Here is a 26,764-nt window from a genome sequence, read left to right on the forward strand (position 1 = left end):
CGCTGCAGCGCGTGGCCGGCAACTCGGTGGGCGGCATGACGGCCATCCTGCTGGCCGCAGGCGTTTGCGCCAAGGACTTCCAGCGGCTGTTGAACGGTACCGAAATTCTGTCGCTGCTGAAGACGCCCGCGGACTTCGCGCGCAATTACCCGGACGTGAAACTCGGCGCCCTGGGCTTCGATGCCGGTGCGGCGTTGCAGACGCTGGACCGCATGGTGGCCCAGTCGGCCGCCCAGTACCTCGACGGCCATTGGCATGACATCACGCGCCGGCCGCAGTGGGCAGAGTTCACACCCGCGCAGCAGCAACGCCTGGCGCTGCTGCGCGCGCCCGATTTCAGCGTGCAACGCAGCGGCCAGATGCTGACCTTTGCCGATCTGCATCTGCTGCGCCAGCTTGATCCGGGTCGGTTCAAGGAGCTGGTGGTCACGGGCTGGAACCAGTCCGAAAAGCGCCTGGTGTATTTCTCCCACCAGACCTATCCCGAGATGCCGCTGGCACTGGCGGGGCGCATCACCATGGGCATTCCCGGCCTGTTCGCGGATGTGAAGTTCGAGGGCCAGCGTTGGGTCGACGGCGGCGTGGGCAGCAATGTACCCACCGAGGCAATCTACGCGGGCCTGCCGGCGCAGGCCCGGCAGGAGGCCTACGCGAGAACGCTGGTGATGGCATTTGCCGACGAGGGGCGCACGCATGCCGTGCTGCACGGCCCGCCCGATCCGTACCAGCCGGCGGTGAATCCGGTCGTCACCTGGCTTTCGGGCAATCCGCATTTTCCGCAAGTCGTGCACGCGGACCGGCGCAAGCTGCATGCGGCCGGATTGCATGCCATGCCGGTGGCGCATGGCGATCTGGGGATAGGGTCCTTCCTGGCCGGCGACGCGCGTGTGGCGCGCGCCAAGACCGAGGCCATGGAGCAGGCGCTGGTGTTCATCGCGCAGAACCTGCACAACTTTCGCCATGACCTGGTGGACGATGTCGCGGCCGCGGCGCGGCTGCTTTCGCCGGCCGAGCAGGATGCGTTCCTGGCCCGGCCGCAGGGCGGCGCTACACCGATCGACAGCGCGCTGCGCACCGCCATCCTGGCGCAGCGCGCGCAATGGGCGCCGGGCGCCGACGCGGCGCAGCGGGCCGCGGCGCTGGACTGGGCGCGCAGGGATGCAGTCATCTGACCGGTTCGACGCGCCGGCGGTGGAACTTTGGTGCGTGCCGCGTGACTGACCAGATGTCCGGGGAACGAGCGCCAGCGCTTTCGCGCAGCGACGGCCCGGAACTGAACGAGGCGCGCATGAACGATCTGGGTCATATTTCAACGCTGCTGTGGGAATTGTTCCGTGCCGGCGGTGTTCCTGACGAGCTGCTTGCGGGCGGCACATTGCGCTGTCCGGTGGACGACAAGTGTGGCATTCAGCTGCGCTTTCAGCCCCGGCAGCAGCGCTGGCTGCTGGGTGTCGATCAGGTCGTCGAGACGCTTGGCGAAGACGACCAGGCGCGGCAGCAAGAAGCGCTGCTGCGCACTGCGCACGCCAGTCGCTGGACGGCGCAGCAGGTCGGCGCGCTGGACGCCGAAGGCCGCATCGGCCTGGTCGACTGCGATTTTCCGGGCACGCCGCCGCAGGCCGAGGCGCTGGCCGACGCGGCGGTGATAGAAGGCCGCCTCGCGGCCATGATGCACCAACTCGATGCGCTATCGACAGCAACGCCCGCGGCGGAGCCACCCACCGCCGCACCTTCCAAACTCGACAACAACGCCTGGCTCAAAGCATGACCGACACATCCACCTCCCAGGGGCGTGCATTCAGCGAGCAGATGCAGGCGCTGGACCCCCAGCGCGCACCCGACAGCATGCAACCGCTGGAGCTGCTGCTCGACGACGCGCTGCCGCTGCGCGTGACGCTGCATCCAGACAATCAGCATTGGCTGGTCGAGGCCTATGCCTACGATGCCGTCGCCATCCACGGGCCGCTGCGCCACAGCGTGGTGCGCACGCTGCTGCAGATCAACGCCGCGGCGCTCGATGGCCGGCAGATTCTCTGCACTTTGGACACCAGCGATCTGGTGGTGGTGATGACGCGCTGGCCGGCCGAGGAGGGCGCGGATCCCGGCGGATTTCTGTCCTTGCTGCACTACACCGCGGCCCAGGCGCGACGCATTCGCGAAGCCGTGCGTGCCATCGCCATGCATGGCGATAACCTCGCCTGGCAACCGGAGGCATCATGAGTACCGGCAACATCTCCTCGGCAGCGGGTGGCGGCGGGCCCCTGCAGTTCCCGCGCTCGCTGGTCGACATCGGAAAGACGATCTACCAGGCCATCAAGAGCCTGTTCTCGAGCAAGCCGCCAGCGCCGCTGCTGACGCCGCAGGCCATCTACACGGCCATGCAAGGCTTGCGCAGCGAGCTCCTCACGGCGATGAATCGTGCTTCGGCGGCGATGCCCGAGCCGAGCCGCAAGGCATTCGCCGCGCATGCCACTGCCATGGTCAATGATGTGCTGCTCGACTGCATGACGTCTGTGATCGACGAAAGCGCCCGCCGTGCCAAAGGGGACGTGAAGGAAGCGACGTTCCAGAAGGCCGCCATCAATGCGCGGCACTTCGTTGACCGGCATCTGCAGATCGCGCAGGACATCGACCGGCAAAAACTGAGCACACCCCAAGTCCGGTCGGTCCTGGTGGAGAACCCTATCGGACCCCATCTGCCCAAGGTTAACCGCATCGTCGTGCTGCGCGCGGCGCCACCGATCGAGAACCTGGTGCTACGCGGCGGCGGCGCGAAAGGCATTGGCAATCCGCCCGCGCTGCGCGCGCTGGAAAATCTGGGCAAGCTGTCGGAGTTGAAGAAGATCGTTGGCACATCCGCAGGGGCGATGACGGCGGTATGCCTGGCTTCGGGCATGTCGGCGCGCTCGTTCCAGAAGCTGTCCAACGATACCGGCATGCTGTCGCTGCTGTCTTCGCCCAGCGACTTCAAGGAGCGCTACCCGCAGGTGAAGCTGGGAATGATTGGCTTTGGCGCGGGCAAGGCGCTCGAGACATTGGACCGGGCTTCGGCCAGTTCGGTCACTGACTATCTGCGGGGGAATTGGGAAGACGTGGTGGCCACTTCCCAATGGAGCAACCTGGGCACCGCGGACCAGGAGCGGTTGGTCAGTCTGCGTGACCAGGACTTTGCGAAGTCACCGCGCACCGGGCAGATGATCACTTTCCATGACCTGCATCTGATGCACCAGCTGGCACCGGCCCGGTTCAAGGAACTGGTGCTGACCGGCTACAACAACGACCAGAAGCAAGGCACGTTCTTTTCCGCCGCCACCCATCCCAACATGCCGGTGGCGCTGGCGGGGCGCATTTCGATGAGCATTCCCATGTTCTTCAAGGCGGTGAAGATGGAAGTGGACGGCGAGATGCAGTCGTTCGTCGATGGCGGCGTGGGCAGCAACATGCCTTCGGAAGTCGTCCTGGACGGTCTGCACGGCAGGGAAATGGATGAGATGAAGGCCAAGACGCTGCTCATGACCTACGACGAGCAAGGCGCGGCCTATTCGATCCTGCATGGCAGTCCGCAAGAACGCAAGAATGCAGCGGAAGGCCTGTTCAGCCGCTGGACCAATGACGGCCTCGACGGGGAAAAAACCTACTTCTCTGGCACCAACGTGCTGCCGGTATTCCATGGCAAGCTGGGCGCTTTTTCGTTCGCGGCGTCAAAGGATCAGGTGGAGCATGCGCAAACCCAGTCCATGCTCAAGACGCTGGACTACATCGACACGACGATGGGCCAGGTCCGGCATGACATGGTGACGGACGCCGCTGCGGCGGTGCGCCTGTTGTCGCTCGAGGAACAGAGCGCCTTTCTGCAAATGCATGGCGACAATGTCGACCCGCTGCACGCGTCGCTGTGCCTCGAGATCCGCGCGCAATCGTTGCCGCCGAGGGCGGCTGCTGGGTCGTAGCCATTCCGCTCTCGCCGGCCGCGCCCGTGTTAGTGTTGCATGCCATCCTCATGGGAGCCGCCGAGCATGCAAGAACAGACCCTGGCCTTGAAGCGCGCGAAACAACAGGCCCTGGGCCTGTTGATCGCGGTCGCGCTGGCATTTGCCGTCACGAGCTTTTTGACGCCCAGCCTCTGGGTGCGCTGTGTGCAGGCCGTGGCCGAAGCGGCGATGGTCGGGGCATTGGCCGACTGGTTCGCGGTGACGGCGCTGTTCCGGCGCATTGCGCTGCCCTGGGTGGGCCGGCACACGGCCATCATTCCGCGCAACAAGGACCGGATAGGCGACAACCTCGCGCATTTCGTGCGCGACCGTTTTCTCGACCCGGCGTCGCTGCTGGCGCTGATACGCAAGCATGATCCCGCGCAATGGCTGGCCGGCTGGCTCACGGCGCCGGCGCACAGCGCGATGCTGGGCCGGCAGGTCGCGCGGCTGGCGCTCGCGGCGCTCGAACTGGTGCAGGACCGGCAGGTGCAGCGGTTTCTGACGCAGTCGCTGCGCGCCGTGCTGTCGCAGGTCGACCTGTCGCGCGCCGCGGCCTCGCTGCTGACTGCGCTGACCCAGGGCGGGCGCCTCCAGGTGCTGCTCGACGATGTGCTGGCGCGCATTGCGGCCATCATGCAGACCGCGAACACGCGTGAATTCATTGCCGCGAGCATCATCGAGTGGCTCAAGCGCGAGCACCCGCTGAAGGAAAAGATGCTGCCCAGCGACTGGCTGGGCGACAAGGGCGCGGAGCTGATCGCCCAGGCGCTCGAAAGCCTGTTCGACGACATCGCCCACAACCCCGCGCACCGCGTGCGCGAAGCGCTGGACGCGGCTGTCGCGCGGCTCATCGAACGCCTGCAGAACGACCCGGAATTCGCGGCCCAGGCCGAGCAACTGCGCCACTATCTGCTGCACGACGAAAAGCTCGCCGGCTATCTGCAGGCGCTCTGGACGCAGCTGCGCCAGCGCCTGCAGGCCGATCTCGCCGACGAGCACTCGCACATCGCGCGCAAGGCCGCGGCCATGGGCCGCTGGCTGGGCCAGTCGCTGGCCGCCGACCCGGCGCTGCGCCAATCGATGAACACGCGCCTGGAGCGCTGGGCCGCGACGCTCGCGCCCGATGTCGCGCAGTTCCTGGCCGAGCACATCAGCGACACCGTCAAGCGCTGGGATGCGCGCGAGTTGTCGGAATTGGTGGAGCTGCATATCGGCAAGGATCTGCAGTTCATTCGCATCAACGGCACGCTGGTCGGCGGCGCGATCGGTCTGCTGCTGTTCGTGCTGGCCCAGTTGCCGCAGTGGTGGGCGGCGCTCTGAAGGCGATTGGCGAGCGGAAGATCGTCAGGGTACTTACTACTTGCGCACAGCAGAGGGCTGCTGTCAACCCATTGATCAGGTCTGTGCGGGTTATGTCGGGTTTGTAACTTTTCCGTAAATAATAATGCGATTGATTCTCATAACCGAATCATCCATTTCTCCACTATTTACCGGACCTGACAATGTATTCGCTTCGTATCCCGTTCCCCACCCTCGCAGCGGCCATCATGGCCACGGGCCTCGCAGGCATCGCCGCAGCACAGGAAACCAAGGCACTGGATACGGTGGTGGTGACGGCTTCGGGCTACGAGCAATTGATCAAGGACGCGCCGGCATCGATCTCGGTGGTCACGCGCGAGGAGCTCGAAAAGAAGGCCTACACCAACCTGCATGACGCGCTGCGCGATGTGCCCGGCGTGATCCTGACGCCTTCGGACAACAACTCCAACGACATCGCGCTGCGCGGCATGGGCGCGAACTACACGCTGATCCTGGTCGATGGCAAACGCACGAATTCGCGCGAAACCCAGACCAACGGCAGCACCGGCACCGACCAGAGCTGGATTCCTCCGCTCGAAGCCATCGAGCGCATCGAAGTCGTGCGCGGCCCCATGTCCTCGCTCTACGGCTCGGACGCCATGGGCGGCGTGATCAACGTGATCACGCGCAAGGTGGCCAAGCAATGGCATGGCTCGGTGCGCGCCGACGCAACGCTGCAGGAGCGCTCGACTTCGGGCAATGCCTACCAGAGCAATTTCTACCTGTCGGGTCCGATTCAGGAAGAGCTGCTGGGTCTGAGCATCTACGGCAACTACAACAAGCGCGAGGAAGACCGCATCCTCCAGGGCTACAACGACTACGACAACCGCGCGATCAACGTCAAGCTGGCACTGACGCCGAACAAGGACCACGACCTGATCCTCGAACTGGGCACGGCCAAGCAGCACTTCATCTCGTCGCCCGGCATGACGCTGGCTTCCACGGCGGCGCTCAGCGATCGCAAGTTCGAGCGTGAAAGCTATTCGCTGCAGCACAAGGGACGCTGGGGCTGGGCCACGTCGGACACGTACCTGCAGCAGGAAGAAACGCGCAACATCGTGCGCGACATGACCATCAAGAACACGGTGTTCAACAGCAGCTGGACCCTGCCGCTGGGCCAGCGCAACCTGCTGACCACGGGCGTGTACTTCAACGAGCAGGACCTCAAGGACACGACGACCAACACCTTGCGCGGCTCTACCCGCAGCACCGCCGACCGCAGCCAGTACGCGGTGTTCGCCGAGAACGAATGGCGCCTGCGCGACGATTTCGCGCTGACCGGCGGCCTGCGCTATGACCATGACAGCCAGGCCGGCGGCCATGTGAGCCCGCGTCTTTACGGTGTCTGGACCGTCGATCCGCGCTGGACCGTCAAGGGCGGGGTGTCGTCGGGCTTTCGCGCGCCGTCGCTGCGCCAGACGCTGGGCGACTGGGGCCAGTCGAGCCGCGGCGGCGATATCTACGGCAACCCCGACCTGAAACCCGAAACGTCGCTGACCAAGGAAATCGGCGTGTTGTTCGATGGCGGCAACGGCACGACGGCCGGGCTGACGCTGTTCGACAACGACTTCGAGGACAAGATCACGCGCATCGCCTGCCCGACCTGCGGCCCGCTCAACTCCTCGGGCCGGGCGCCGACCACCAACGTGAACGTCGACAAGGCGATCACGCGTGGCATCGAAGCCACGCTGGGCACCAAGCTGACCCAGAACCTGGGCCTGACTTCGAGCTATACCTTCACCACCTCGGAACAGAAGAGCGGTCAATACGCGGGCCAGCCGCTGAACCAGCTGCCGCGCCACCTGCTCAACGTGTCGCTGGACTGGAACCCCACGGGCCAGATCAACGGCTGGACCAAGGTGTCGTACCGCGGCAAGGAAAGCGACAGCTCGGGTGAAGCGTCGTCGGGCTCGTTCAACCAGAAGAGCTATGCGATGCTGGATCTGGGCGGCTCGTACAAGTACAGCAAGACCGTCACGCTGTACGCGGGCATCTACAACGTGCTCGACAAGGAAGTGCTGTACGACGGCGTGAACTACGACTCCGTGCTCGACGGCCGCCGCTACTGGTTCGGCATGAACATGAAATTTTAAACACCCCCTGAGCGGCTGACGCCGCTTCCCCCTCTCATCCTTCGGTGGAGGGGGACGGCAGCCTCGGTGCGGGACGGCCCTTCCTCGCTGCCTCTGAGCTGGTGCACGCCAGTTTCAAAGGCTGTGCGCGATGCTACCCCCTGAGCCGCTTTGCGGCTTGTCTATTTCCCTGCAGGATGAGAAACCTATGAACTTCATGACTTCGCGCCGCCACATTGCGATCGCCCTCACGGCCGCCGCCTGGGGCCTGGCGGGCCCCGTGAACGCCGCGCCCGCGCAACCCGCCCAGATCACCGTGCAGCATGCCAAGGGCGCGGCCACGGTGCCGCTCAAGCCGCAGCGCGTCGTGGTCTATGACCTGGCCGCGCTCGATGTGATGCATTCGCTGCAACTGCCGGTGGCGGGCGTGGCCAAGGCCGATTACCCCGATTACCTCCAGTCCTATGCCGGCGCGAAGTACCAGGCCGCGGGCTCGCTGTTCATTCCCGACTACGAAGCGCTGAGCCGCATCCAGCCCGATCTGATCGTGGTCGCGGGCCGCTCGGCGGCCAAGTACGACGTACTGTCCAAGATCGCGCCTACGATCGATCTGAGCGTCAACGGCCAGCAGCTGCTCGCCGACATGGAGCGCAATGTCACCACGCTCTCCAGCCTTTACGGCAAGCAGGCCCAGGGCCAGCAGCTGATGGCCAAGGTGCGCGGAGAAGTCGATGCCCTCAAGGCCGTCGCGGCCCGGGCCGAGCCCGGCCTGCTGGTGCTGGCGGTGAACACCAACATGAGCGCCCAGCCTCCGGGCGCGCGCTTCGGCCTGCTGCACGATGTGCTGGGCATCCAGCCGCTGCTCGCGGCCGATGCGTCCAAGCCGCGCGGCGTGCCCATGAAGATGGATGACATCGCCAGGCTCAATCCGGCCTGGATCTACGTGATCGACCGCAACGCGGCCACGGGCACGCAGACCGACAAGGAAGGCAAGCCCGTGATTGCGTCCAAGCGGCTGTTCGACAACGCCCAGATCCAGGGCACGCAGGCCGGCCAGAAGGGCCGTGTGGTGTTCCTCGACCCCAAGGGCTGGTACCTGCTGGGCAGCGCGGGCCCGACGGCGATGCTGCGCAACGTGGCGCAGATCAAGGCGGCGCTGCAGGCGGGGAAATAGGCCGGGCTCAGCCCCGCGGCACATCCGCCGCCAGCTGCTGCAAGTGCTTGGCCAGCTGCGCCCAGGCCTGGGCGGCTTCATCGTTCTGCGCCCAGGCGTGGCAGCTCGCGGCCATCATCGCCGTGGGCGCATGGTCGGGGGCGAGATCGAATGCGCGCTCGCACTGGGCTGCGGCATTGGTCCACATCACGGCCGCGTTGGCCGAGCCTTCCTTTTGCAGCGCATGGGCTTCGGCCATCCAGGCCTGGGCCAGGCGCAGTGCCGCGCCATGCTGATCGGGATCGGCCTGGTGGGCCTTGGCAAAGAATGCGCCGGCCTGCTGCCACAGCGCGCGCGCCTGCGTGAAGTCCTGCGTGGCCACGGCCTGGGCCTGGGCCACGAGGTCGTTGCCGGATTGGAGGAGGGGGGCGTAGTCAGCAGCAGTCATGGCGGGCAGAAAATCGGCGAAACGAAAATGCCGCCGATTGTCCGCGAAAGCGCGCGCCACCGCTCTCAGTGCAGTTTCAGCCGCGGATCGGTGCGCCGGCCTATGCGGTCGCTGAGCATCAGCAGCGCGGTGCGAAACACGCCGCACAGCGCGACCTGGTGCATGCGGTACAGCGAGATGTAGAACATGCGCGCGAGCCAGCCTTCGACCTTGACCGTGCCCATCAGGTTGCCCATCAGATTGCCCACGGCCGAGAAGTGCGACAGCGAGACCAGCGAGCCGTAGTCGCGGTAGCGGTATTGAGGCAGGGGCTGGCCTTGCAGGCGCTTGGGCAGCGACTCGGCAAGCAGCGAGGCCTGCTGGTGGGCCGCCTGGGCGCGCGGGGGCACGTTCTTGCCGCTGCCGTCATCCATGGGGCAGGCGGCGCAGTCGCCGAGCACGAAGATGTCGTCGTCCAGCGTGGTCTGCAGCGTGGTGCGCACCACCAGCTGGTTGATGCGGTTGCTCTCCAGCCCGTCGAGGTTGTGCAGGAAATCGGGTGCCTTGATGCCCGCGGCCCAGACCTTGATGCTGGCCGGAATCACACGGCCGTCGGCGGTCTCGAGCTGCTCGGCCGTGACGCGGCTCACCGCGGCTTCGGTGATCACCTGCACGCCCAGCTTTTCGAGCGTCTCGTGTGCATCGCGGCCTATGCGCTCGGGCAGCGCGGGCAGTACGCGCTTGCCCGCGTCGAGCACGGTGATGTGCAGGTTTTCGGGCGCGATGTTGCCCAGGCCATAGTCGGACAGCTGCTGCGCGGCACTGCGCAACTCGGCCGCGAGCTCCACACCAGTGGCGCCCGCGCCGACGATGGCGATGCGCAGCTGTGCCTGCTTGTCATGGCCCGCATGGGCCGCGAGGTACTTGGCCAGCAGCAGGCGGTGAAAGCGTTCGGCCTGGTCGGGAGCGTCGAGAAAGATGCAGTGCTCGGCCGCGCCCGGCGTGTGGAAGTCGTTGGTCACGCTGCCTATCGCCATGACCAGGGTGTCGTAGGCCAGGGTGCGCGCCGGCGCGGCTTCGCTGCCGTCGTCATGCAGCAAGGGCGCGAGTTCTATGGTCTTGGTCTTGCGGTCCAGGCCGCACATGCGGCCGATCTGGAACTGGAAATGCTTCCACTTGGCCTGGGCGATGTAATTGAACTGGTTGTCGGACAGGCTCAGCGAGCCCGCGGCCACTTCGTGCAGCAGCGGCTTCCACATATGGGTGAGCTGGCTGTCGACGAGGATGACTTCTGCCTGACGGCGTTTGCCCAGGCGCTGGCCCAGCCTGGTGGCCAGTTCCAGTCCGCCGGCGCCGCCGCCGACGATCACGATGCGATGGGTCATGGATGTTTTCCTTGCTTGACGGTTACAGCCCAGCCCGAAGCAGGCCGCCGTCCCTTATCCCCTGAAGATAAGCCGAGTCACGCCATCGCAGTGTGTAAGCCTTGATTGTCCTGCGTCAATGCAAGGGTAAACCCTAGGCCTGTGCCGCTGTTAGAAACGCGGCAGGTCGGGGTGCTTGATCTGGCCGCCGCGCACCAGCATCTTGCCGTACTCGGCGCAGCGGTGCAGCGTGGGAATCACCTTGCCCGGGTTCAGCAGGCCCTGCGGATCGAACGCGGCCTTGAGCGCGAACATCTGCGCGTTCTCCTCGGCGCTGAACTGGGTGCACATGGAGTTGAGCTTCTCTATGCCCACGCCATGCTCGCCCGTGACCGTGCCGCCCATGGCGACGCTGGTCTCGAGAATGTCGGCGCCGAACAGCTCGCAGCGGTGCAGCTGGTCGGCGTCGTTGGCATCGAACATGATCAAGGGGTGGAGGTTGCCGTCGCCCGCGTGAAAGACGTTGGCGCAGCGCAGCTGGTATTTCTGTTCCATCGCCTGGATGGCCAGCAGGATGTCGGCCAGGCGCTTGCGCGGAATGGTCGAGTCCATGCACATGTAGTCGGGGCTGATCCGGCCGCTCGCCGGGAACGCGTTCTTGCGCCCGCTCCAGAAGCGCAGGCGCTCGGCTTCGTTCTCGCTCACGGTGATGGCCGTCGCGCCCGCGTCGCGCAGCACGGCGCTCATGCGGCCGATTTCCTCGGCCACTTCCTCGGGCGTGCCGTCGGATTCGCACAGCAGGATGGCTTCGGCCGTGAGGTCGTAGCCGGCCTTGACGAAGTCTTCGACGGCCGCGGTCATGGGCTTGTCCATCATCTCCAGCCCGGCCGGAATGATGCCCGCGGCGATCACTGCCGCCACCGCGGCGCCGGCCTTGCGCACGTCGTCGAAGCTGGCCATGATGCAGCGCGCGAGCTGGGGCTTGGGGATCAGCCGCACCGTGACTTCGGTGATCACGGCCAGCATGCCTTCGCTGCCTATCACCGCGGCCAGAAGGTCGTAGCCCGGGGTGTCGAGCGCCTGGCTGCCGAACGTGATGGGTTCGCCGGCCATGGTGAAACCCTTGACCTCGAGCACGTTGTGTACCGTGAGGCCGTACTTGAGGCAGTGCACGCCGCCCGAGTTCTCGGCGACGTTGCCGCCTATGGTGCAGGCGATCTGGCTCGACGGATCGGGCGCGTAGTACAGGCCGAACGGCGCCGCGGCCTCGCTGATCGCGAGGTTGCGCACGCCGCACTGCACGACCGCCGTGCGGCTGTAGGCATCGACCTTCAGGATGCGATTGAACTTGGCCAGCGACAGCACCACGCCCAGCGCATGCGGCATCGCGCCGCCCGACAGCCCCGTGCCCGCGCCGCGCGCGACCACGGGCACTTCCAAGGCATGGCAGGCCTGGAGCACGGCCTGCACCTGGGTCTCGGTTTCGGGCAGGCACACGACCAGCGGCCGCTGGCGGTAGGCCGTGAGGCCGTCGCACTCGTAGGGCGTGGTGTCTTCGCTGTGCCACAGCAGTGCGTGGGCGGGCACATGCGCGCCCAGCGCCTGCACGATCTGGGCCTGGCGGGTTGCGCGCTCGGCAGGGGAGGGCGAAGGCGCAGAAGCTTGGGGGGCGGTGTTCATGGCTTCAGACTTTAGGCGAAGGCGCGGCGGCGTGGTGTGAGTTTTCTTGCACGCCTGCATGAAATTAGGCGCGTTGCGCGGCGGTCGCGCGCAGGCTTTCCATCAGCAGCTCGCTGGCCGGTGTCTGCGCGCGCCCGCGCAGCGTGATGATGCCTACATGCGGCAGTTCGATGGGCACCTTGAGTTTCAGGATGCAGACCCGGCCTTGCTGCGCGAAATGCTCGGCGACGCTGCGCGCGAGAAAGCCGATGGCGGGGCGCTGCTGCATGCTCGACAGCGTGACCAGGAACGACGAGGTTTCGACGATGTCCGCGGGCGGCTGCAGCTTGTGCTTGTAGAACATCTGCGCCAGCTTGGAGCGCGACGAGGCCCAGGGCGGCGGCACGACCCAGGGCAGTTCGGCGAGCATCGCCCAACTGGGCCTGGCCGCGCCCGCGAGCGGGTGCTCGGGGCTCACGACGATGCACATGGGCTCGGCGTAGAGCGACTCGGTTTCGAGATCGGGCGACGCATAGCCGGGCTCCAGCCGGCCGACGATCAGATCGAGTTCGCCCACGCGCAGCCGCGGCAGCAGCCGCGTGAGATCGCCTTCCTCGACCATCACCGTGGTCAGCCGCGAGCGCTCCTTGACGCGCAATATCGCGGGCATCAGCAGGCTGGGCAGGGCGACCACCATCGCGCCCACGCTGGTGCGGCCCACGCCGCCGCTGTCGGCGGCGCTGATCTCGTCGCGCGTGCGCTGGTAGTCGGCGAGCACCGAGCGCGCGAAGCGCACCACCGTGACGCCATGGGCCGTGGGCTCGGTGCCGCGCGTGGAGCGCACGAACAGCTGCAGCGCGAACATCTTCTCGATTTCGGCCAGCATCTTGGAGACCGCGGGCTGGGTGATCGAGAGGAATTCCGAGACCCGGCCGATATGGCGGAACTCGTCGAGCGCGACCAGCAATTGCAGGTGGCGCAGCTTGAGGTTGGAACGCAGGACGCGGTCGATCTGGCTCATGGCGTGATTCTCTTCATAACCTCTTCATTATGAAGACAGTCGGCTTTTTCATTGGATGGCAATCCTTTTCTTCAGAATAATCGGCCCGGCTGACCCTATAACAACTATCGGAGACAACGATGAAGACATCCCGTTCCATGGCACGGCGCCAGTTCGTGCTCGCAGGCCTTGGTGCCGCTGCTGTTGCCGCGGTGCCTGGCCGCGTTCTCGCATCGACCTACCCCGAGCGTCCGATCACTTTCATCTGCCCCTGGCCCGCGGGCGGCACGGCCGATCGCTCGATGCGCATCATCTGCCAGATCGCCGCGCGTGAACTGGGTCAACCCATCGCCCTCGAAAACCGCGCCGGCGCGTCCGGCATGATAGGCACCAAGGCGCTGTCGTCGGCCCGCCCCGACGGCTACACCATAGGCCAGATTCCGATCTCGGTGACGCGCTTCTCGCAGTTGGGCGCCGTGCAGCTCGATCCGCTCAAGGACTTCACCTACATCGCGCGCACCTCGGGCCAGACCTTCGGCATTGCCGTGCCCGCGCGCTCGCCCTTCAAGTCGCTGCGCGACGTCGTGGCCCGCGCCAAGGCCCAGCCCGGCACCGTGACCTATGCGCATGCCGGCATCGGCGGCGCGACCCATGTGGGCATGGAGCAGTTCGCCCAGGCCGCGGGCATCAAGTTCAATGCGATTGCCTACAAGGGCGGCTCGGCCGCGCTGCAGGACGTGCTGGGCGAGCAGGTCGATCTGCTGGCCGACAGCAGCTCCTGGGCGCCGCATGTCGAAGCCGGCAAGATGCGCCTGCTGGCCACCTGGGGCGAAGAGCGCACGCCGCGCTTCAAGGACACGCCCACGCTCAAGGAACTCGGTTTCGACGTGGTCGTCGAGGCGCCCAACGGCATCGGCGCGCCCAAGGGCCTGCCGCCCGCGATCGAGAAGCGCCTGCGCGATGCGTTCCGCGCGGCCGTCAACAGCGAGGAGTTCCGCAAGGTGGCCGAGAGCATCGATGCACCGGTCATGTACCTGGACGCGCCCGACTACACGAAGTACATCCAGTCGGTCTATCAGCAAGAGACCGATCTGATCCGCAAGCTCAATCTCAAGGAGCTGATGGCCAGGGGCTGAGGCCTTGATCCATCGGCGTTTTCCACCCCGCTTGCCGTTTCCCCATGAACAACAGTCCTCTGCTTCGCCTGCACCCGAACGACAACGTGCTGGTCGCCAAGAACGCCATCGCCCTGGGCGAGGCGATCGCCGAATTCGGCGTGCGCGCCCGGGCGCAGATTCCCGCGGGCCACAAGATCGCGTCGCGCGCGATCGCCGCCGGTGAAGAAGTGCTCAAGTACGACACGGTGATCGGCGTCGCTTCGCGCGACCTGGAAGCCGGCGACTATGTGCACAGCCACAACCTGACGCTGGTCGACAGCTACCGCGATCCGGGCTTCTGCCAGGACGTGCGCCCCGTCGACTTCGTGCCTGAAGCCGAGCGCGCGACGTTTCTCGGCTTCGAGCGCGCGGGCGGCGGCGTGGGCACGCGCAACTTCATCGGCATTCTGTCGTCGGTGAACTGTTCGTCGACGGTGATCACGCGCATCGCCGCGCACTTCACTCCCGAACGCCTGGCCGACTTTCCGAATGTCGACGGCGTGGTCGCATTCGCGCAGACCAGCGGCTGCGGCATGTCGTCGCCCAGCGAGCATTTCGATGTGCTGCGGCGCACGCTTGCGGGCTATGCGCGCCATCCGAATCTCGCGGGCGTGCTCATCGTGGGCCTGGGCTGCGAGCGCAACCAGGTCAGCGCGCTGGTCGATTCGCAAGGCCTGCAGGCCGGCCGCCTGATGCGCACCATGGTGATGCAGGACGTGGGCGGAACGCGCCAGACGATCGAGGCCGGCATTCGCGCGATCGAGGAAATGCTGCCCGAAGCCAATGCCGCCAAGCGCACGCGCGTCAGCGCCGCGCACCTGAAGATCGGCCTCGAATGCGGCGGCTCCGACGGCTTCTCGGCGATCACCGCCAACCCCGCGCTGGGCGCGGCGATGGACATCCTGGTGCGCCATGGCGGCACGGCCATCCTGTCGGAAACGCCCGAGATCCACGGCGTCGAGTTCATGCTCACGCGCCGCGCGATCACGCCCGAAGTCGGGCAGAAGCTGCTCGACCGCCTCGCCTGGTGGGAGCGCTACGCGGCCGGCCAGAACGCGCAGTTCAACGGCGTGGTGGGCCACGGCAACCAGGCCGGCGGCCTGGCCAACATCTTCGAGAAATCGCTGGGTTCGGCGATGAAGGGCGGCACCACGCCGCTGCGCGCGGTCTACGAATACGCCGAGCCCATCACCGAGCCCGGCTTCGTGTTCATGGACTCGCCGGGCTATGACCCCGTGGCGGCGACCGGCCAGATCGCCAGCGGCGCGCAGCTGATCTGTTTCACCACCGGCCGCGGCTCGATGTTCGGCAGCAAGCCCGCGCCCACGATCAAGCTCGCGAGCAATACGCCCATGTACCGCCGTCTCGAGGAAGACATGGACATCAACTGCGGCGTGGTGATCGACGGGGAACTGACGGTGGCCGAACTGGGCCAGCGCATTTTCGAGCAGATCCTCTGGCACGCTTCGGGCGAGCCCACCAAGAGCGAGCTGCTGGGCCTGGGCGACCACGAGTTCGTGCCATGGCATCTGGGCATCGTAAGCTGATTGCCGGACCTTTCCACCCCTCTTTCCCAGACCCGCCATGCCATTGACTCTCTCCCGCCCCGAACTGCAACGCACGGGCAACTTCATCGCCGGCGAATGGCTTGCGCCTGAAGCCGGCCGCAGCCTCGATGTGACCGACCCGGCGACCGGCGCCGTGATCGCCACCGTGCCCGATTCCAACGCCGCCGACGCGCGCGCCGCGGTGGACGCCGCGCACGCGGCCTTTCCCGCCTGGCGCCGGACGCCAGCCAAGCAGCGCGCGCAGATTCTCAAGCGCTGGAACGATCTGGTGCTGGCCCATCAGGAAGACCTGGGCCGGCTGATCTCGCGCGAGCAGGGCAAGCCGCTGGCCGAAGGCCGGGGCGAAGTCGCCTATGCGGCGAGCTATATCGAATGGTTCGCCGAAGAGGCGACGCGCGCCAACGGCGAAGTGATTCCCGCGCCCGTGCCCTGCCGGCGCATGTTCGCGCTGCGCGAGCCCGTCGGTGTCGTGGCCGCGATCACGCCCTGGAATTTTCCCGCCGCCATGATTGCGCGCAAGATCGCGCCCGCGCTGGCCGCGGGCTGCACCGTGGTCTGCAAGCCCGCCGAAGACACGCCGCTGACTTCGCTGGCGCTGGTCGCGCTGGCGCATGAAGCCGGCGTGCCGCCGGGTGTGCTGAACATCGTCAGCGCCTCGCGCGAACGCACGCCCGAAGTGGTCGATGTGTGGCTGGACGACGCGCGCGTGCGCAAGATCACGTTCACGGGCTCGACGCCCGTGGGCAAGCACCTCGCACGCCGCTCGGCCGATACGCTGAAAAAACTGTCGCTGGAGCTGGGCGGCAATGCGCCGTTCATCGTGTTCGAAGACGCCGACCTCGAAGCCGCCGTCGAAGGCCTGATGCAGGCCAAGTTCCGCAACGGCGGCCAGACCTGCGTGTGCCCCAACCGCGTGTTTGTGCACGCCGCGGTGCACGACCGCTTCGCCGAACTGCTGGTGGCGCGCGTCGCCGCGCTGCAGGTCGGCCCGGCGAGCGATCCGGCGTCGCAGATCGGCCCGATGATCAACGACCGCGCGGTCGAGAAGATCGAACGCCATGTGCAGGATGCGGTGGCGCGCGGCGCGCGCGTGCTGACCGGCGGCGTGCGCCTCACGGCGCTGGGTGCCAACTACTTCGCGCCCACGGTGCTGGTCGACGCCGATGCGACCATGGCCTGCGCCTGCGAGGAAACTTTCGGCCCGGTCGCGCCGCTGACGCGCTTCACCGATGAAGCCGAAGTCATCGCCGCTGCCAACGACACGCCGTTCGGCCTGGCCGCGTATTTCTATACCAACGATCTGCGCCGCGTCACGCGCGTGGCCGATGCGCTCGAAACCGGCATCGTCGGCATCAACGAAGGCGCGCTGGCCGCCGAGGCCGCGCCTTTTGGTGGCGTGAAGGACTCGGGTTATGGCCGTGAAGGCTCAACCCACGGCCTGGACGACTACCTGCACACCAAGTACGTCTGCCAGGGCGGGCTGGACGCCTGAGACCGCGGCCGCAGCGATGCGGCCCGCCGCCCCCCACCTGACGTAACGAGCAAGCCAAGACCACAGAAAAGCACCGAGATCCAACGCAGAGCCCTCAGCATGGAGCGGGGCTCTGCGCACCCGGGGAACCACCCCATGCCGCAAGAGCAATCACAACAGGAGACAAGCACCATGAATTCTTCCACCTCTTCCCGACTGAGCCGCCGTGGCCTGCTGCTGTGCGCCGCAGCCCTGGCCAGCCCGCTGGTCGTGCCGCTGGCCCACGCCGAAAGCGCCTACCCCGCCAAGCCGGTCACCCTGCTCGTACCCTATCCCGCCGGAGGCGCCAACGACGCGGTGGCGCGGCTCATCGGCCTGAAGATGGGCGAGAACCTCAAGCAGCCGGTGGTCATCGACAACCGGCCCGGCGCGGGCACCACCATAGGCACCGCGCTGGCCGCCAAGGCCCAGGCCGACGGCTATACGCTGGTGCTGGGCTCGCTGGCCAGCCATGCCGTCAGCCCGCATCTGTATGCCCGCCCCGGCTACGACGCGGTGGCCGACTTCGCGCCCATCGGCATGATCGGCGTGGTACCCCTGGTGCTGGTCGTGGCCCAGGACTCGCCCTACACCGACCTGAAGTCCCTGGTGGAGGCGGCGCGCAAGCAGCCGGGCCAGCTCAACTACGGCTCGTCGGGCAACGGATCGCCGCTGCACCTGGGCGCCGAGCTGTTCAAGCAGCGCGCCCAGCTGCAGATCAACCATGTGCCTTACAAGGGCGGCAACGCCCACACCATGGACCTGATGGGCGGGCGGCTGGACATGATCATGGACACCTTGACCAGCGCCTCGCCGCTGCTCAAGAGCGGCAAGGTGCGCGCCCTGGCCGTGGCTTCGGCATCACGTCTGCCCGAGCTGCAGAACGTGCCCACTTTCGCCGAGGCCGGCTATCCAGGCTTCGAGGTCAACGCCTGGTATGCGCTGTACGCACCGGCCAAGACTGGCAAGGACGTGCTGGCGCGCCTGAACGCCTCGCTCACCCAGGTGCTCAAGCTGCCTGACGTGCAGGAGAAATTCGCCCTGCTCGGCGTGCGCACCCGGGCCGGCTCGCCCCAGGAGCTGGCCAGCTTCACCACGGACGAATGGAGCCGCTACGGCAAGGTGATCCAATCGGCAGGCATTCGTATCGACTGAGCTTTTCACCCATGTCCCCACACTTCCACGTTCTCGTCACCGCGTCACACTGGGCCGAGCCCGCGCAACGCATCATTGAGCAGGCCGGCGGCCAGGTGCATTTTCTGTCCGGCAGCCCCACCGAAGACGCGCTGGCCGCACGCCTGGCCGAGACCGGCGCGCAGGCCATCGTGCTGCGCGGCTCGCCTCCCATCACCGCCCGCGTGCTGACAGCGTCGCCGCAGCTGCGCATCGTGGCCAAGAACGGCGCCGGCGTGGACAGTGTGGACCTGGAAGCGGCGCGCGCGCGCGGCATTGCCGTGGCCGTGGCACCCGGCGCCAATGCCGGCGCCGTGGCCGAGCATGCCGTGGCCCTGATGCTGGCGCTCACGCGCCAGCTGCTGCAGCTCGACCGCATGGTGCGCGCCGGCGAATGGGCCGGCAGCACCTGGCAGGGTCGCGACTTTCGCGGCGCCACGGTGGGCATCATCGGTTACGGCAGCATAGGCCGCGCGACCGCGCAGCTGGCCAGCGCCCTGGGCGCGCGGGTGCTGGTGCTGCGGCCCCAGGGCCAGGCCGACGGCTTTGCCACCGAGGCCGAGCTGCACCGCCTGCTGCCCCAACTCGACATCCTGAGCCTGCACTGCCCGCTGACCGAGCGCAGCCGGGGCCTGATCGGCGCACCCGAGCTGGCCCTGCTGCCACGCGGCAGCCTGCTGATCAACACCGCGCGCGGTCCCGTCGTGGACGAGACCGCACTCATCGCTGCATTGCGCAGCGGCCAGCTCGGCGGCGCCGGCCTGGACACTTTCGATACCGAGCCCCTGCCCGCCGACCATCCCCTGGCAGCACTGGACCAGGTGCTGCTCACCCCCCATGTGGCGGGCGTGACGCGCGATGCCGCCCTGCAGGTCTCCACCATGACCGCGCAAAATATCGTGGACCATCTGGCCCACACCCCATTGCCCGCCCTCCACCGGGTTGCCTGAGACGCTCTTAGCGCCCGAACTCCACCCACCGATCACATGCCCGCAAACAACCCCTTCAAGGCCGCACTGGCCGCTCAGCAGCCTCAGGTCGGCCTCTGGCTTTCCATGGCGGATCCCTACATGGCCGAAGTCAGCGCCAGCACCGGCTTCGACTGGCTGCTGATCGACGGCGAGCACGCGCCCAACGACCTGAAGTCGACGCTGGGCGCGCTGCAGGCCGTCGCACCGCACCGGGCCCAGCCCGTGGTGCGCGCGGTGCAGGGCGATACGGCGCTGATCAAGCAACTGCTCGATATCGGCGCCAAGACGCTGCTCGTGCCCATGGTCGATACCGCCGAACAGGCGCGCGCGCTTGTATCGGCCACGCGCTATCCGCCGCTGGGGATTCGCGGTGTCGGCAGCGCGGTCGCGCGTGCTTCGCAGTGGAGCGCGCGCGCCGATTATCTCGATGTCGCCGATGACGAAATCTGTCTGCTGGTACAGGCCGAGACCGTGGCGGCGCTGGACAACCTCGAAGAAATCTGCGCGGTCGATGGCGTGCACGGCGTGTTCATAGGCCCGGCCGATCTGGCCGCGTCCATGGGCTTTCGCGGACGTCCCGGTCACCCTGAAGTGCAGGCCGCGATAGAAAATGCGATGCGCACCATCATCGCTTCGGGCAAGGCCGCCGGTACACTCACGTCCGACCCGGCGCTGGCCCGCCGCTATCTCGATCTCGGTTGCACTTTCGTTGCCGTGGGGGTCGATGTGCTGCTGTACGCCAAGGCGGCGCGCAGCCTGGCCGGCGACTTCCTGGGCAAGCCGGCCGAAACAGCGGCCCCTGCCGATTCCCGCGGAGCCTATTGAACATGTCCTCGACTTCCCAAATTTCCCCAGCGCTGGTGCTCGAAGGCCTGCGCGCCATCGTCGGCGAGAAAGCCTGCATTGAAGTCGCCAGCGACATGCAGCCTTTCACCACCGACTACCGCAAGCTGTACCACGGCAAGGCGCTGGCCGTCGTGCTGCCGGCGAACACGCAGCAGGTCAGCGAAGTGCTGGCGCTGTGCTTCAAGAACAACGTGCCGGTGGTGCCGCAGGGCGGCAATACCTCGCTGATGGGCGGCGCCGTGCCCGACGCCGCCGGTGATGCCGTGGTGCTCAATCTGCGCCGCATGAACCAGGTGCAGGAACTCGACACCGTCAACGACACGATGACGCTGCAGGCCGGCGTGACGCTGCAGGCCGCGCGCGCCGCGGCCGAGGAGTCCGGGCGCCTGTTCCCGCTGCGCATAGGTTCCGAAGGCTCGTGCCAGATCGGCGGCAATCTCTCGACGAATGCCGGCGGCACGGCCGTGCTGCGCTACGGCAACATGCGCGATCTGACGCTGGGCATAGAAGCCGTGCTGCCCGACGGCCGCATCTATTCGTCGCTGCGCGGACTGCGCAAGGACAACACCGGCTACGACCTCAAGCAGCTGTTCATCGGTTCGGAAGGCACGCTGGGCATCATCACCGCCGCCGTGCTCAAGCTGATGCCGCTGCCTAGCGCCAGCGCCGTCGCCTGGATCGCCGTGAAGGACCCGCATGCGGCCGTGGAGCTGCTGACCGAAGCCAAGCGCGCCGCCGGCCAGTCCGTGACGGCGTTCGAGCTGATCTCGGGCCCGGCGCTGACGCTGGTGCTCGAATCGATGCCGCAGTTCAGCGCGCCGCTGCCCAGCGCGCACGACTGGATGGTGCTGATAGAGCTGACTTCGGGCAGCGACGCCGAAGGCCTGGACGCGACGCTGATGTCGATTCTCGAACAAGGCATGGAGCGCGGCCTGGTGACCGACGCGGCGATCGCCGCGAGCATCGCCGACGCACGCGCGTTCTGGCAGTTGCGCGAAGAGATCTCGGACGCCCAGACGCGCGAAGGCGGCAGCATCAAGTGCGACATCTCCATTCCGCTGTCGAAGATCGCCGACTTCATCGCCGACGCCTCGGCCCAGGTGCTGGCGCTCGCGCCCGATGCACGCATGGTGATCTACGGCCACATGGGCGACGGCAACGTGCACTTCAACCCGCTGCGCCCCAAGGGCGCGCCGGCGAAGGAGTTTCTGGCGGAAAACTACGTGCGCGTCTCGCACGCGGTCGACGGCCTGGCGACGCGCCAGAACGGCTCGATCTCGGCCGAACACGGCATAGGCGTGGCCAAGCGCGACGACCTGCTGGAGTGCAAGTCGCCCGTGGAGCTGGAACTGATGTGGCAGATCAAGCGCGCGCTCGATCCGCGCAATTTGCTCAATCCGGGGAAGGTGTTGCCGGTGCCGGAGGGGGCGGCGTAACGCGCCACAGATCGCCCTGCGATAGGCTTGCGCAAGTCTGCTGAGGGCGTGCGGTTTGATTTGGCGTGACGTTTGCTCTCCCGTTCGTCCTGAGCTTGTCGAAGGATGAACGGCCACCTTCTATGGATGCAAATCTCTTTTTTGCTGCGCAGTTCTCAAACGCAGATTGCGCCCTGAAACGCCCTTCGACAGGCTCAGGGCGAACGGTTTGGGGCGTTTGTAGTCAGGAAACGGCTTGACTAAGCCACTGCGCAAAGGCAGAGCACTCCCACCTATCCATGGTCCCCGTATGCCAGCATAAATAATGCGCATGCGGGCTCGCCACGTCGAGCGGAAACAGCCGCACCAGCGTGCCGTTGTCGATCCAGGCCGCGCCCAGCTTGAGGCGCACGGGGGCTATGCCCATGCCAGCGGCGGCGGCGTCGCACAGCAGGCCTATGTCGTGGAACTGCGAGCCTTCGACGGGTTCGGGCCAGGCCAGGCCCGCGGCGTCGAACCAGCCGCGCCAGGGCTCCAGCGGGCTGCGCAGCAGCGGCAGACCTTCCATGTCGGCCGGATGTTCGAACGGGCCGTGGGCGCGCACGAACGCCGGCGAGGCCAGCGGCGTCATCACGTCGCGCGCGATTTCCACATGTTCCATGTCGGCGTAATGGCCGGGGCCGAAGCGCACGATCAGGTCGGCGTCTTCGGCGACCACGTCGAGCAGCGGAATGCTCACATGCAGTTCGAGATCGATTTCGGGATAGGCCTCGGTGAACTGGCTCAGCCGCGGAATGAGCATGCAGCGCGCGAACGTCGGCGTCACCGCGAGCTTGAGGCGTTTGCGCCCGGGCACGGCCGCGCCGCCGGGAAAGCGCTGCAGCGCACCCAGCCCTTCACGCACATGCGACAGATAGGCGCTGCCTTCGCTGGTCAGCGAAAAATCGGCGCGCCCGAACAGCCGGCTGCCCAGCATCTGTTCCAGCTGGCGCACGCGGTGGCTCACGGCGCTGGGTGTGACGCACAGCTCCTCGGCGGTCTGCGTCACGCTGCGCAGCCGGGCCAGCGCCTCGAAGGTCAGCAGGCACTGGATAGGCGGAATGCGCCTGGCCGCCACCGCTCTGGGCACCACCGGACTGGGAGCGGGCGCGGCCACGACGTCGATCAGCGGAAGACGACGGTCTTGTGGCCGTTGAGGATCACGCGGCGTTCGCTGTGCCACTTGACGGCACGCGCCAGCACCTGGCTTTCGGTGTCGCGGCCGCGGGCCGTGAGGTCCTCGACGGTGTCGGTGTGGTCGGCGCGCGCCACGTCCTGCTCGATGATCGGGCCTTCGTCGAGGTCGGCAGTGACGTAGTGGGCAGTGGCGCCGATCAGCTTCACGCCGCGGTCATGGGCCTGGTAGTAAGGCTTGGCGCCCTTGAAGCTGGGCAGGAAGCTGTGGTGGATGTTGATCGCCCGGCCCGAGAGCTTGATGCACAGGTCGTTCGACAGCACCTGCATATAGCGCGCCAGCACCACGAGTTCGGCGCCTTCTGCCTCGATAATCTCGAACTGCCGCGCCTCGGCCTGGGCCTTGGTCGCCGCCGTGACGGGAATATGGTGGAAAGGCACGTTGTAGCTCGCCGCGAGCTGGTAGAAGTCGCGGTGGTTGCTGATGATGGCGCGGATGTCGATGGGCAGCAGGCCCGACTTCCAGCGGAACAGCAGATCGTTGAGGCAGTGGCCTTCCTTGCTGACGAGCAGCACGGTCTTCATGTTTTCCGAGCGGGAATGCAGGCTCCAGCGCATCTCGAAGCGGCCCGCGAGTTCGGCCAGCGCCGTCTTGAGCGTGGCTGCGTCGGTGTCGGTGCAGACGAACTGCACGCGCATGAAGAACAGGCCGGTGGCGCCGTCGTTGTACTGCGCGGCTTCTTCGATGTTGGCGCCCTGTTCGAGCAGGAAGCCCGAAACAGCGTGCACCAGCCCGCGACGGTCGGGGCAGGATAGGGTAAGAATGTAGGCTTGGGTCATAGCCCTGCGATTGTCGCAGCAAGGGCCGTCGATTGTGGATTGAGGAAATACATGCATAAAGAGGGCGCAGCCCAACCGACCTGGCCGTACTGGATTCTGGCGCTGTATACGCTGACCGCGCTGCTGTGGCTGGCGGGCAGCGAGCGGCTGCTGATGCACTGGACCCAGGATGCAGCCCAGGTCGCGCGCTGGAAGGATTGGCAGGGCTATGTGTCCATCTTTCTGAACGCGGTGATGGCCGGCTGGCTGCTGCGCCGCCTGCTGCGCTCCGAGGCCGTGCGCCGCGCCGAGGTGCTGCGCCGTGCGGCGCTGCAGCGCCAGCAGGAAGAACGCCAGCGCCTGGCCGCGACCGTGGTCGACAACACCATCGAAGGCGTGATCGTGACCGACGCCAACAGCAAGATCCTGTCGGTGAATGCGGCCTTCACGCGCCTTCTGGGCTATACCGAACAGGAAATGCTGGGCCAGACGCCGCGCCTGTTCAAGTCGGGCCGCCATGGCCAGGCCTTCTATGAAGCCATGTGGGACAGCATGAACAGCACCGGCCACTGGCAGGGCGAGATCTGGAACCGGCGCAAGAACGGCGAAGTGTTTCCCGAGCGCATGTCGCTGAGCGCGGTGTATGACAGCGCCAACCGCGTCACGCATTACGTCAGCATGTTCACCGACATCTCCGCGGAAAAAGCCCAGCAGAAACGCCTCGAATACCTGGCGCGCAAGGACCCGCTGACCGGGCTCGACAACCGCGCCTGGTTCGGCAACCGGCTCGAAAAGGCCTTGGTGGCCGCCGGTGCCCCGTCCAGTCAGCTCGCGGTGCTGCTGATCAACATCAATCGCCTGCGCGATTTCAACGACAGCTACGGCCATGCGGTCGGCGACCAGGTGCTGTGCCATGTCGCGGCGCGCGTGCAGGCGGCGCTGCGCCCTGGCGATCTGATAGGGCGCATGGCGGGCGACGAGATCGCCGTGGCCGCGCTCGATCTGGGCAGCGACGGCGACGCCGCGCATCTGGCCCAGCGGCTGATCGCGGCTGCCGCCCAGCCCTGGCATACGCCCGATGGCATGGAAGTGATCACTGGCGTGAGCATAGGCATATGCCTTTATCCGCGGCATGCGGGCACGGCCGAAGGCCTGCTGCAGGGCGCGCATTCGGCCGTGCATGTCGCCAAGCAGCACAGCGGCGTCGACGCCTGGTGCTTCTTCCAGGAAGACATGACCCAGGCCGCGCGCGAGCGCCTGGAGCTCGAGGCGCGGCTGCGCCAGGCGCTGGCCGACGGCCATCTGCGCCTTTACTACCAGCCGCAGATCGATATCGCGAGCGGCCGCCTGATTGGCGCCGAAGCGCTGCTGCGCTGGCTCGATCCGGTCGAAGGCCTGATTTCGCCGGCACGCTTCATTCCCGTGGCCGAAAGCTCGGGCGTGATCGGCCCCGTGGGCGAATGGGTGATACGCGAAGCCTGTAGCCAGGGCCAGCGCTGGCGCGCGCTCGATCTGCCTGAAATCACGCTCGCGGTGAATGTGTCGCTGCACCAGTTCATGCTGACCGACATCGTCGGCAGCACGCAGGCGGCGCTGGCCGACGCGGGTTTTCCGGCCACGCAGCTCGAACTCGAAATCACCGAAAGCGCGCTGGCCCAGCAACCCGAAGAGGCCTTGCAGGTGCTGCGCAAGCTCAGCGGCCTGGGATTGCGGCTGGCGATCGACGACTTCGGCACGGGCTATTCGTCGCTGGCCCATCTCAAGCGCTTTCCCATCGATGTGCTGAAGATCGACCAGGGCTTCATTCGCGACATTCCGCAAAGCGGCGACGACATGGCGATCAGCGCGGCCGTGATCGCCATGGGCCACAGCATGGGCCTCAAGGTGCTGGCCGAAGGCGTGGAAACCACCGAGCAGCTCGACTTCCTGCGCGAGCGCGGCTGCGATCAGTTCCAGGGCTATCTGTGCAGCCGGCCCTTGCCGGCCGAGGCGTTCGAGGCGCTGCTGCGCAAGAGCAGCGAGGGGCCGCTGGTGGCGCCGGTGCCTGACCTATGCGCGTGAGTTTCCCGCTGCGCGTGTTGCTGACCGCCGTCGGCGCCTGGGTCGCAGCCCAGTTGTGTGTGTGGTGGACGATTCCCCTGCCCTGGATGCTGGGCCCGCTGATCGCGACTTCGCTGGCCTCCATGGGCGGAGCGCAGACCGCGAGCTGGGGCAAGGCGCGCAATGCCGCGCAATGGACCATAGGCGCGGCGCTGGGGCTTTATTTCACGCCCGCCGTGACCGCGCTGGTGGCGAGCATGTGGTGGGTCATTCTGCTGGGCATCGTCTGGGCGCTGTGGCTGGGCTGGCTGTTCGGCGCCTGGCTGTACCGCGTGCACGCGCCGCGCATGCCCGACGTGCCCGCGCAGCAACTGCGCGCCACCTGCTATTTCGCGGGCTCGATAGGCGCGGCGTCGGAGATGACGCTGCTGTCGGAGCGCGAGAACGCGCGCACCGAGCTGGTCGCGTCCAGCCACAGCCTGCGGCTGGTGATCGTCACGGTGCTGATTCCGTTCGCCCTGCAATGGAGCGGGCTGCATGGCTCGGGCGAGTGGGGTTCGGTGCGCGTGGTGCATTGGCCCGGCCTGGCGCTGCTGGCGCTGTGCACGGGTCTGGGCGCCTGGCTGATGCTGCGCCTGGACCGCGCCAATCCCTGGTTTCTGGGCGCGCTGCTCGCGTCCATGGGGCTGGCGATGCTGGGGCTCGATCTGTCGGCCGTGCCGCAATGGATGATGAATGCTGCGCAGCTGCTGATAGGCGTGAGCCTGGGCGTGCGCTTCAGACGCGACTTCCTGCGCAACGCCCCGGTGTGGCTGGGAACGGTGGCGCTGGGCAGCCTGGCGCTGATGGCGCTGTGCGCGATCTTCGCGGCCGCGATGGCCTGGGCCACGGGCCTGCCCTGGGTGACCATGGTGCTGGCCACGGCGCCAGGCGGCATCGCCGAAATGGCGATCACCGCCAAGGTGCTGCAGCTGGGTGTTCCCGTGGTGACCGCGCTGCAGGTGTGCCGGTTGATGGCGGTGCTGCTGGTGGTCGAGCCGCTGTACCGCCGGCTTTACAAGTCGGCGGGCCAGGCGGCATAGAG

22 protein-coding genes are annotated in these 26,764 nt (G+C 66.8%); 16 read left to right on the forward strand and 6 right to left on the reverse strand.

Going from position 1 to position 26,764, the window contains the following annotated elements:
* The 7 genes from KHY18_RS12515 to KHY18_RS12545 all read left to right on the forward strand — a co-directional run.
* Positions 1-1,172, forward strand: a 1,172-nt coding sequence (locus KHY18_RS12515; protein ID WP_213300140.1) for a patatin-like phospholipase family protein, incomplete at its 5' end; no start/stop codon positions are given.
* Positions 1,173-1,225: 53 nt separating this feature from the next.
* A complete protein-coding gene (locus KHY18_RS12520) occupies positions 1,226-1,768 on the forward strand; it encodes a hypothetical protein (RefSeq protein WP_213300142.1) in 543 nt (180 codons plus the stop codon).
* Positions 1,765-2,220 carry a hypothetical protein gene (locus KHY18_RS12525; protein ID WP_213300144.1) on the forward strand — a complete coding sequence of 152 codons (456 nt, stop codon included), beginning with the start codon at positions 1,765-1,767 and terminating at the stop codon, positions 2,218-2,220. Before KHY18_RS12520 ends, KHY18_RS12525 begins: the two co-directional genes overlap by 4 nt.
* Positions 2,217-3,950: a patatin-like phospholipase family protein gene (locus KHY18_RS12530; RefSeq protein WP_213300146.1), complete on the forward strand. Its 1,734-nt coding sequence runs from the start codon at positions 2,217-2,219 to the stop codon at positions 3,948-3,950. Before KHY18_RS12525 ends, KHY18_RS12530 begins: the two co-directional genes overlap by 4 nt.
* A gap of 66 nt (positions 3,951-4,016) precedes the next feature.
* The gene (locus KHY18_RS12535) at positions 4,017-5,294 is read left to right on the forward strand and encodes a DUF445 domain-containing protein (RefSeq protein ID WP_349630288.1); all 1,278 of its coding nucleotides are present in this window, start codon (positions 4,017-4,019) and stop codon (positions 5,292-5,294) included.
* Between the two features lie 182 nt (positions 5,295-5,476).
* Positions 5,477-7,426, forward strand: coding sequence for a ligand-gated channel protein (locus tag KHY18_RS12540; RefSeq protein WP_213300152.1), 1,950 nt, complete (start codon positions 5,477-5,479; stop codon positions 7,424-7,426).
* A 187-nt stretch (positions 7,427-7,613) separates the two neighbouring features.
* The gene (locus KHY18_RS12545) at positions 7,614-8,579 is read left to right on the forward strand and encodes a siderophore ABC transporter substrate-binding protein (protein WP_213300155.1); all 966 of its coding nucleotides are present in this window, start codon (positions 7,614-7,616) and stop codon (positions 8,577-8,579) included.
* A gap of 7 nt (positions 8,580-8,586) precedes the next feature.
* On the opposite strand, the gene KHY18_RS12550 is transcribed toward KHY18_RS12545, so the two are convergent.
* The 4 genes from KHY18_RS12550 to KHY18_RS12565 form a co-directional block, all read right to left on the reverse strand.
* Positions 8,587-9,006 carry a hypothetical protein gene (locus tag KHY18_RS12550; RefSeq protein ID WP_213300158.1) on the reverse strand — a complete coding sequence of 140 codons (420 nt, stop codon included), beginning with the start codon at positions 9,004-9,006 and terminating at the stop codon, positions 8,587-8,589.
* Between the two features lie 65 nt (positions 9,007-9,071).
* Positions 9,072-10,370 (reverse strand): NAD(P)/FAD-dependent oxidoreductase, encoded by a 1,299-nt coding sequence (locus KHY18_RS12555; protein ID WP_213300161.1) that lies wholly within the window; start codon positions 10,368-10,370, stop codon positions 9,072-9,074.
* A gap of 150 nt (positions 10,371-10,520) precedes the next feature.
* Positions 10,521-12,029, reverse strand: coding sequence for an FAD-linked oxidase C-terminal domain-containing protein (locus KHY18_RS12560; RefSeq protein WP_213300164.1), 1,509 nt, complete (start codon positions 12,027-12,029; stop codon positions 10,521-10,523).
* A gap of 64 nt (positions 12,030-12,093) precedes the next feature.
* A complete protein-coding gene (locus KHY18_RS12565; protein ID WP_213300166.1) occupies positions 12,094-13,029 on the reverse strand; it encodes a LysR substrate-binding domain-containing protein in 936 nt (311 codons plus the stop codon).
* 119 nt (positions 13,030-13,148) lie between these two features.
* On the opposite strand from KHY18_RS12565, the gene KHY18_RS12570 reads away from it, so the two are divergent.
* From KHY18_RS12570 to KHY18_RS12600, 7 genes are all read left to right on the forward strand, one after another.
* Positions 13,149-14,144: a tripartite tricarboxylate transporter substrate binding protein gene (locus KHY18_RS12570; RefSeq protein WP_213300168.1), complete on the forward strand. Its 996-nt coding sequence runs from the start codon at positions 13,149-13,151 to the stop codon at positions 14,142-14,144.
* 44 nt (positions 14,145-14,188) lie between these two features.
* Positions 14,189-15,712, forward strand: a complete 1,524-nt coding sequence (locus tag KHY18_RS12575; protein ID WP_213300170.1) for a UxaA family hydrolase — start codon at positions 14,189-14,191, stop codon at positions 15,710-15,712.
* A 37-nt stretch (positions 15,713-15,749) separates the two neighbouring features.
* Positions 15,750-17,225 carry an NAD-dependent succinate-semialdehyde dehydrogenase gene (locus KHY18_RS12580; protein ID WP_213300171.1) on the forward strand — a complete coding sequence of 492 codons (1,476 nt, stop codon included), beginning with the start codon at positions 15,750-15,752 and terminating at the stop codon, positions 17,223-17,225.
* A gap of 171 nt (positions 17,226-17,396) precedes the next feature.
* Positions 17,397-18,398 carry a Bug family tripartite tricarboxylate transporter substrate binding protein gene (locus KHY18_RS12585; protein ID WP_213300173.1) on the forward strand — a complete coding sequence of 334 codons (1,002 nt, stop codon included), beginning with the start codon at positions 17,397-17,399 and terminating at the stop codon, positions 18,396-18,398.
* An 11-nt stretch (positions 18,399-18,409) separates the two neighbouring features.
* Complete coding sequence (locus KHY18_RS12590) at positions 18,410-19,366, forward strand: hydroxyacid dehydrogenase (protein ID WP_213300175.1); 957 nt, start codon at positions 18,410-18,412, stop codon at positions 19,364-19,366.
* A gap of 36 nt (positions 19,367-19,402) precedes the next feature.
* The gene (gene hpaI / locus KHY18_RS12595) at positions 19,403-20,212 is read left to right on the forward strand and encodes a 4-hydroxy-2-oxoheptanedioate aldolase (protein WP_213300176.1); all 810 of its coding nucleotides are present in this window, start codon (positions 19,403-19,405) and stop codon (positions 20,210-20,212) included.
* Between the two features lie 2 nt (positions 20,213-20,214).
* Complete coding sequence (locus tag KHY18_RS12600) at positions 20,215-21,669, forward strand: FAD-binding oxidoreductase (protein WP_213300177.1); 1,455 nt, start codon at positions 20,215-20,217, stop codon at positions 21,667-21,669.
* A 223-nt stretch (positions 21,670-21,892) separates the two neighbouring features.
* Here the strand turns inward: KHY18_RS12600 and KHY18_RS12605 are convergent, their stop codons facing one another.
* Together KHY18_RS12605 and purU are read right to left on the reverse strand one after the other, a co-directional pair.
* Positions 21,893-22,804 (reverse strand): LysR substrate-binding domain-containing protein, encoded by a 912-nt coding sequence (locus KHY18_RS12605; protein WP_349630289.1) that lies wholly within the window; start codon positions 22,802-22,804, stop codon positions 21,893-21,895.
* 8 nt (positions 22,805-22,812) lie between these two features.
* Positions 22,813-23,661, reverse strand: a complete 849-nt coding sequence (purU, locus tag KHY18_RS12610) for a formyltetrahydrofolate deformylase (RefSeq protein ID WP_213300178.1) — start codon at positions 23,659-23,661, stop codon at positions 22,813-22,815.
* A 51-nt stretch (positions 23,662-23,712) separates the two neighbouring features.
* On the opposite strand from purU, the gene KHY18_RS12615 reads away from it, so the two are divergent.
* Together KHY18_RS12615 and KHY18_RS12620 are read left to right on the forward strand one after the other, a co-directional pair.
* Positions 23,713-25,701, forward strand: a complete 1,989-nt coding sequence (locus tag KHY18_RS12615) for a putative bifunctional diguanylate cyclase/phosphodiesterase (RefSeq protein ID WP_213300179.1) — start codon at positions 23,713-23,715, stop codon at positions 25,699-25,701.
* Positions 25,692-26,762 (forward strand): AbrB family transcriptional regulator, encoded by a 1,071-nt coding sequence (locus KHY18_RS12620; protein WP_213300180.1) that lies wholly within the window; start codon positions 25,692-25,694, stop codon positions 26,760-26,762. Before KHY18_RS12615 ends, KHY18_RS12620 begins: the two co-directional genes overlap by 10 nt.
* The last annotated feature ends 2 nt before the right edge of the window (positions 26,763-26,764 follow it).

This window comes from Acidovorax sp. CCYZU-2555, assembly GCF_018413525.1.
Lineage (GTDB): Bacteria > Pseudomonadota > Gammaproteobacteria > Burkholderiales > Burkholderiaceae_C > Comamonas.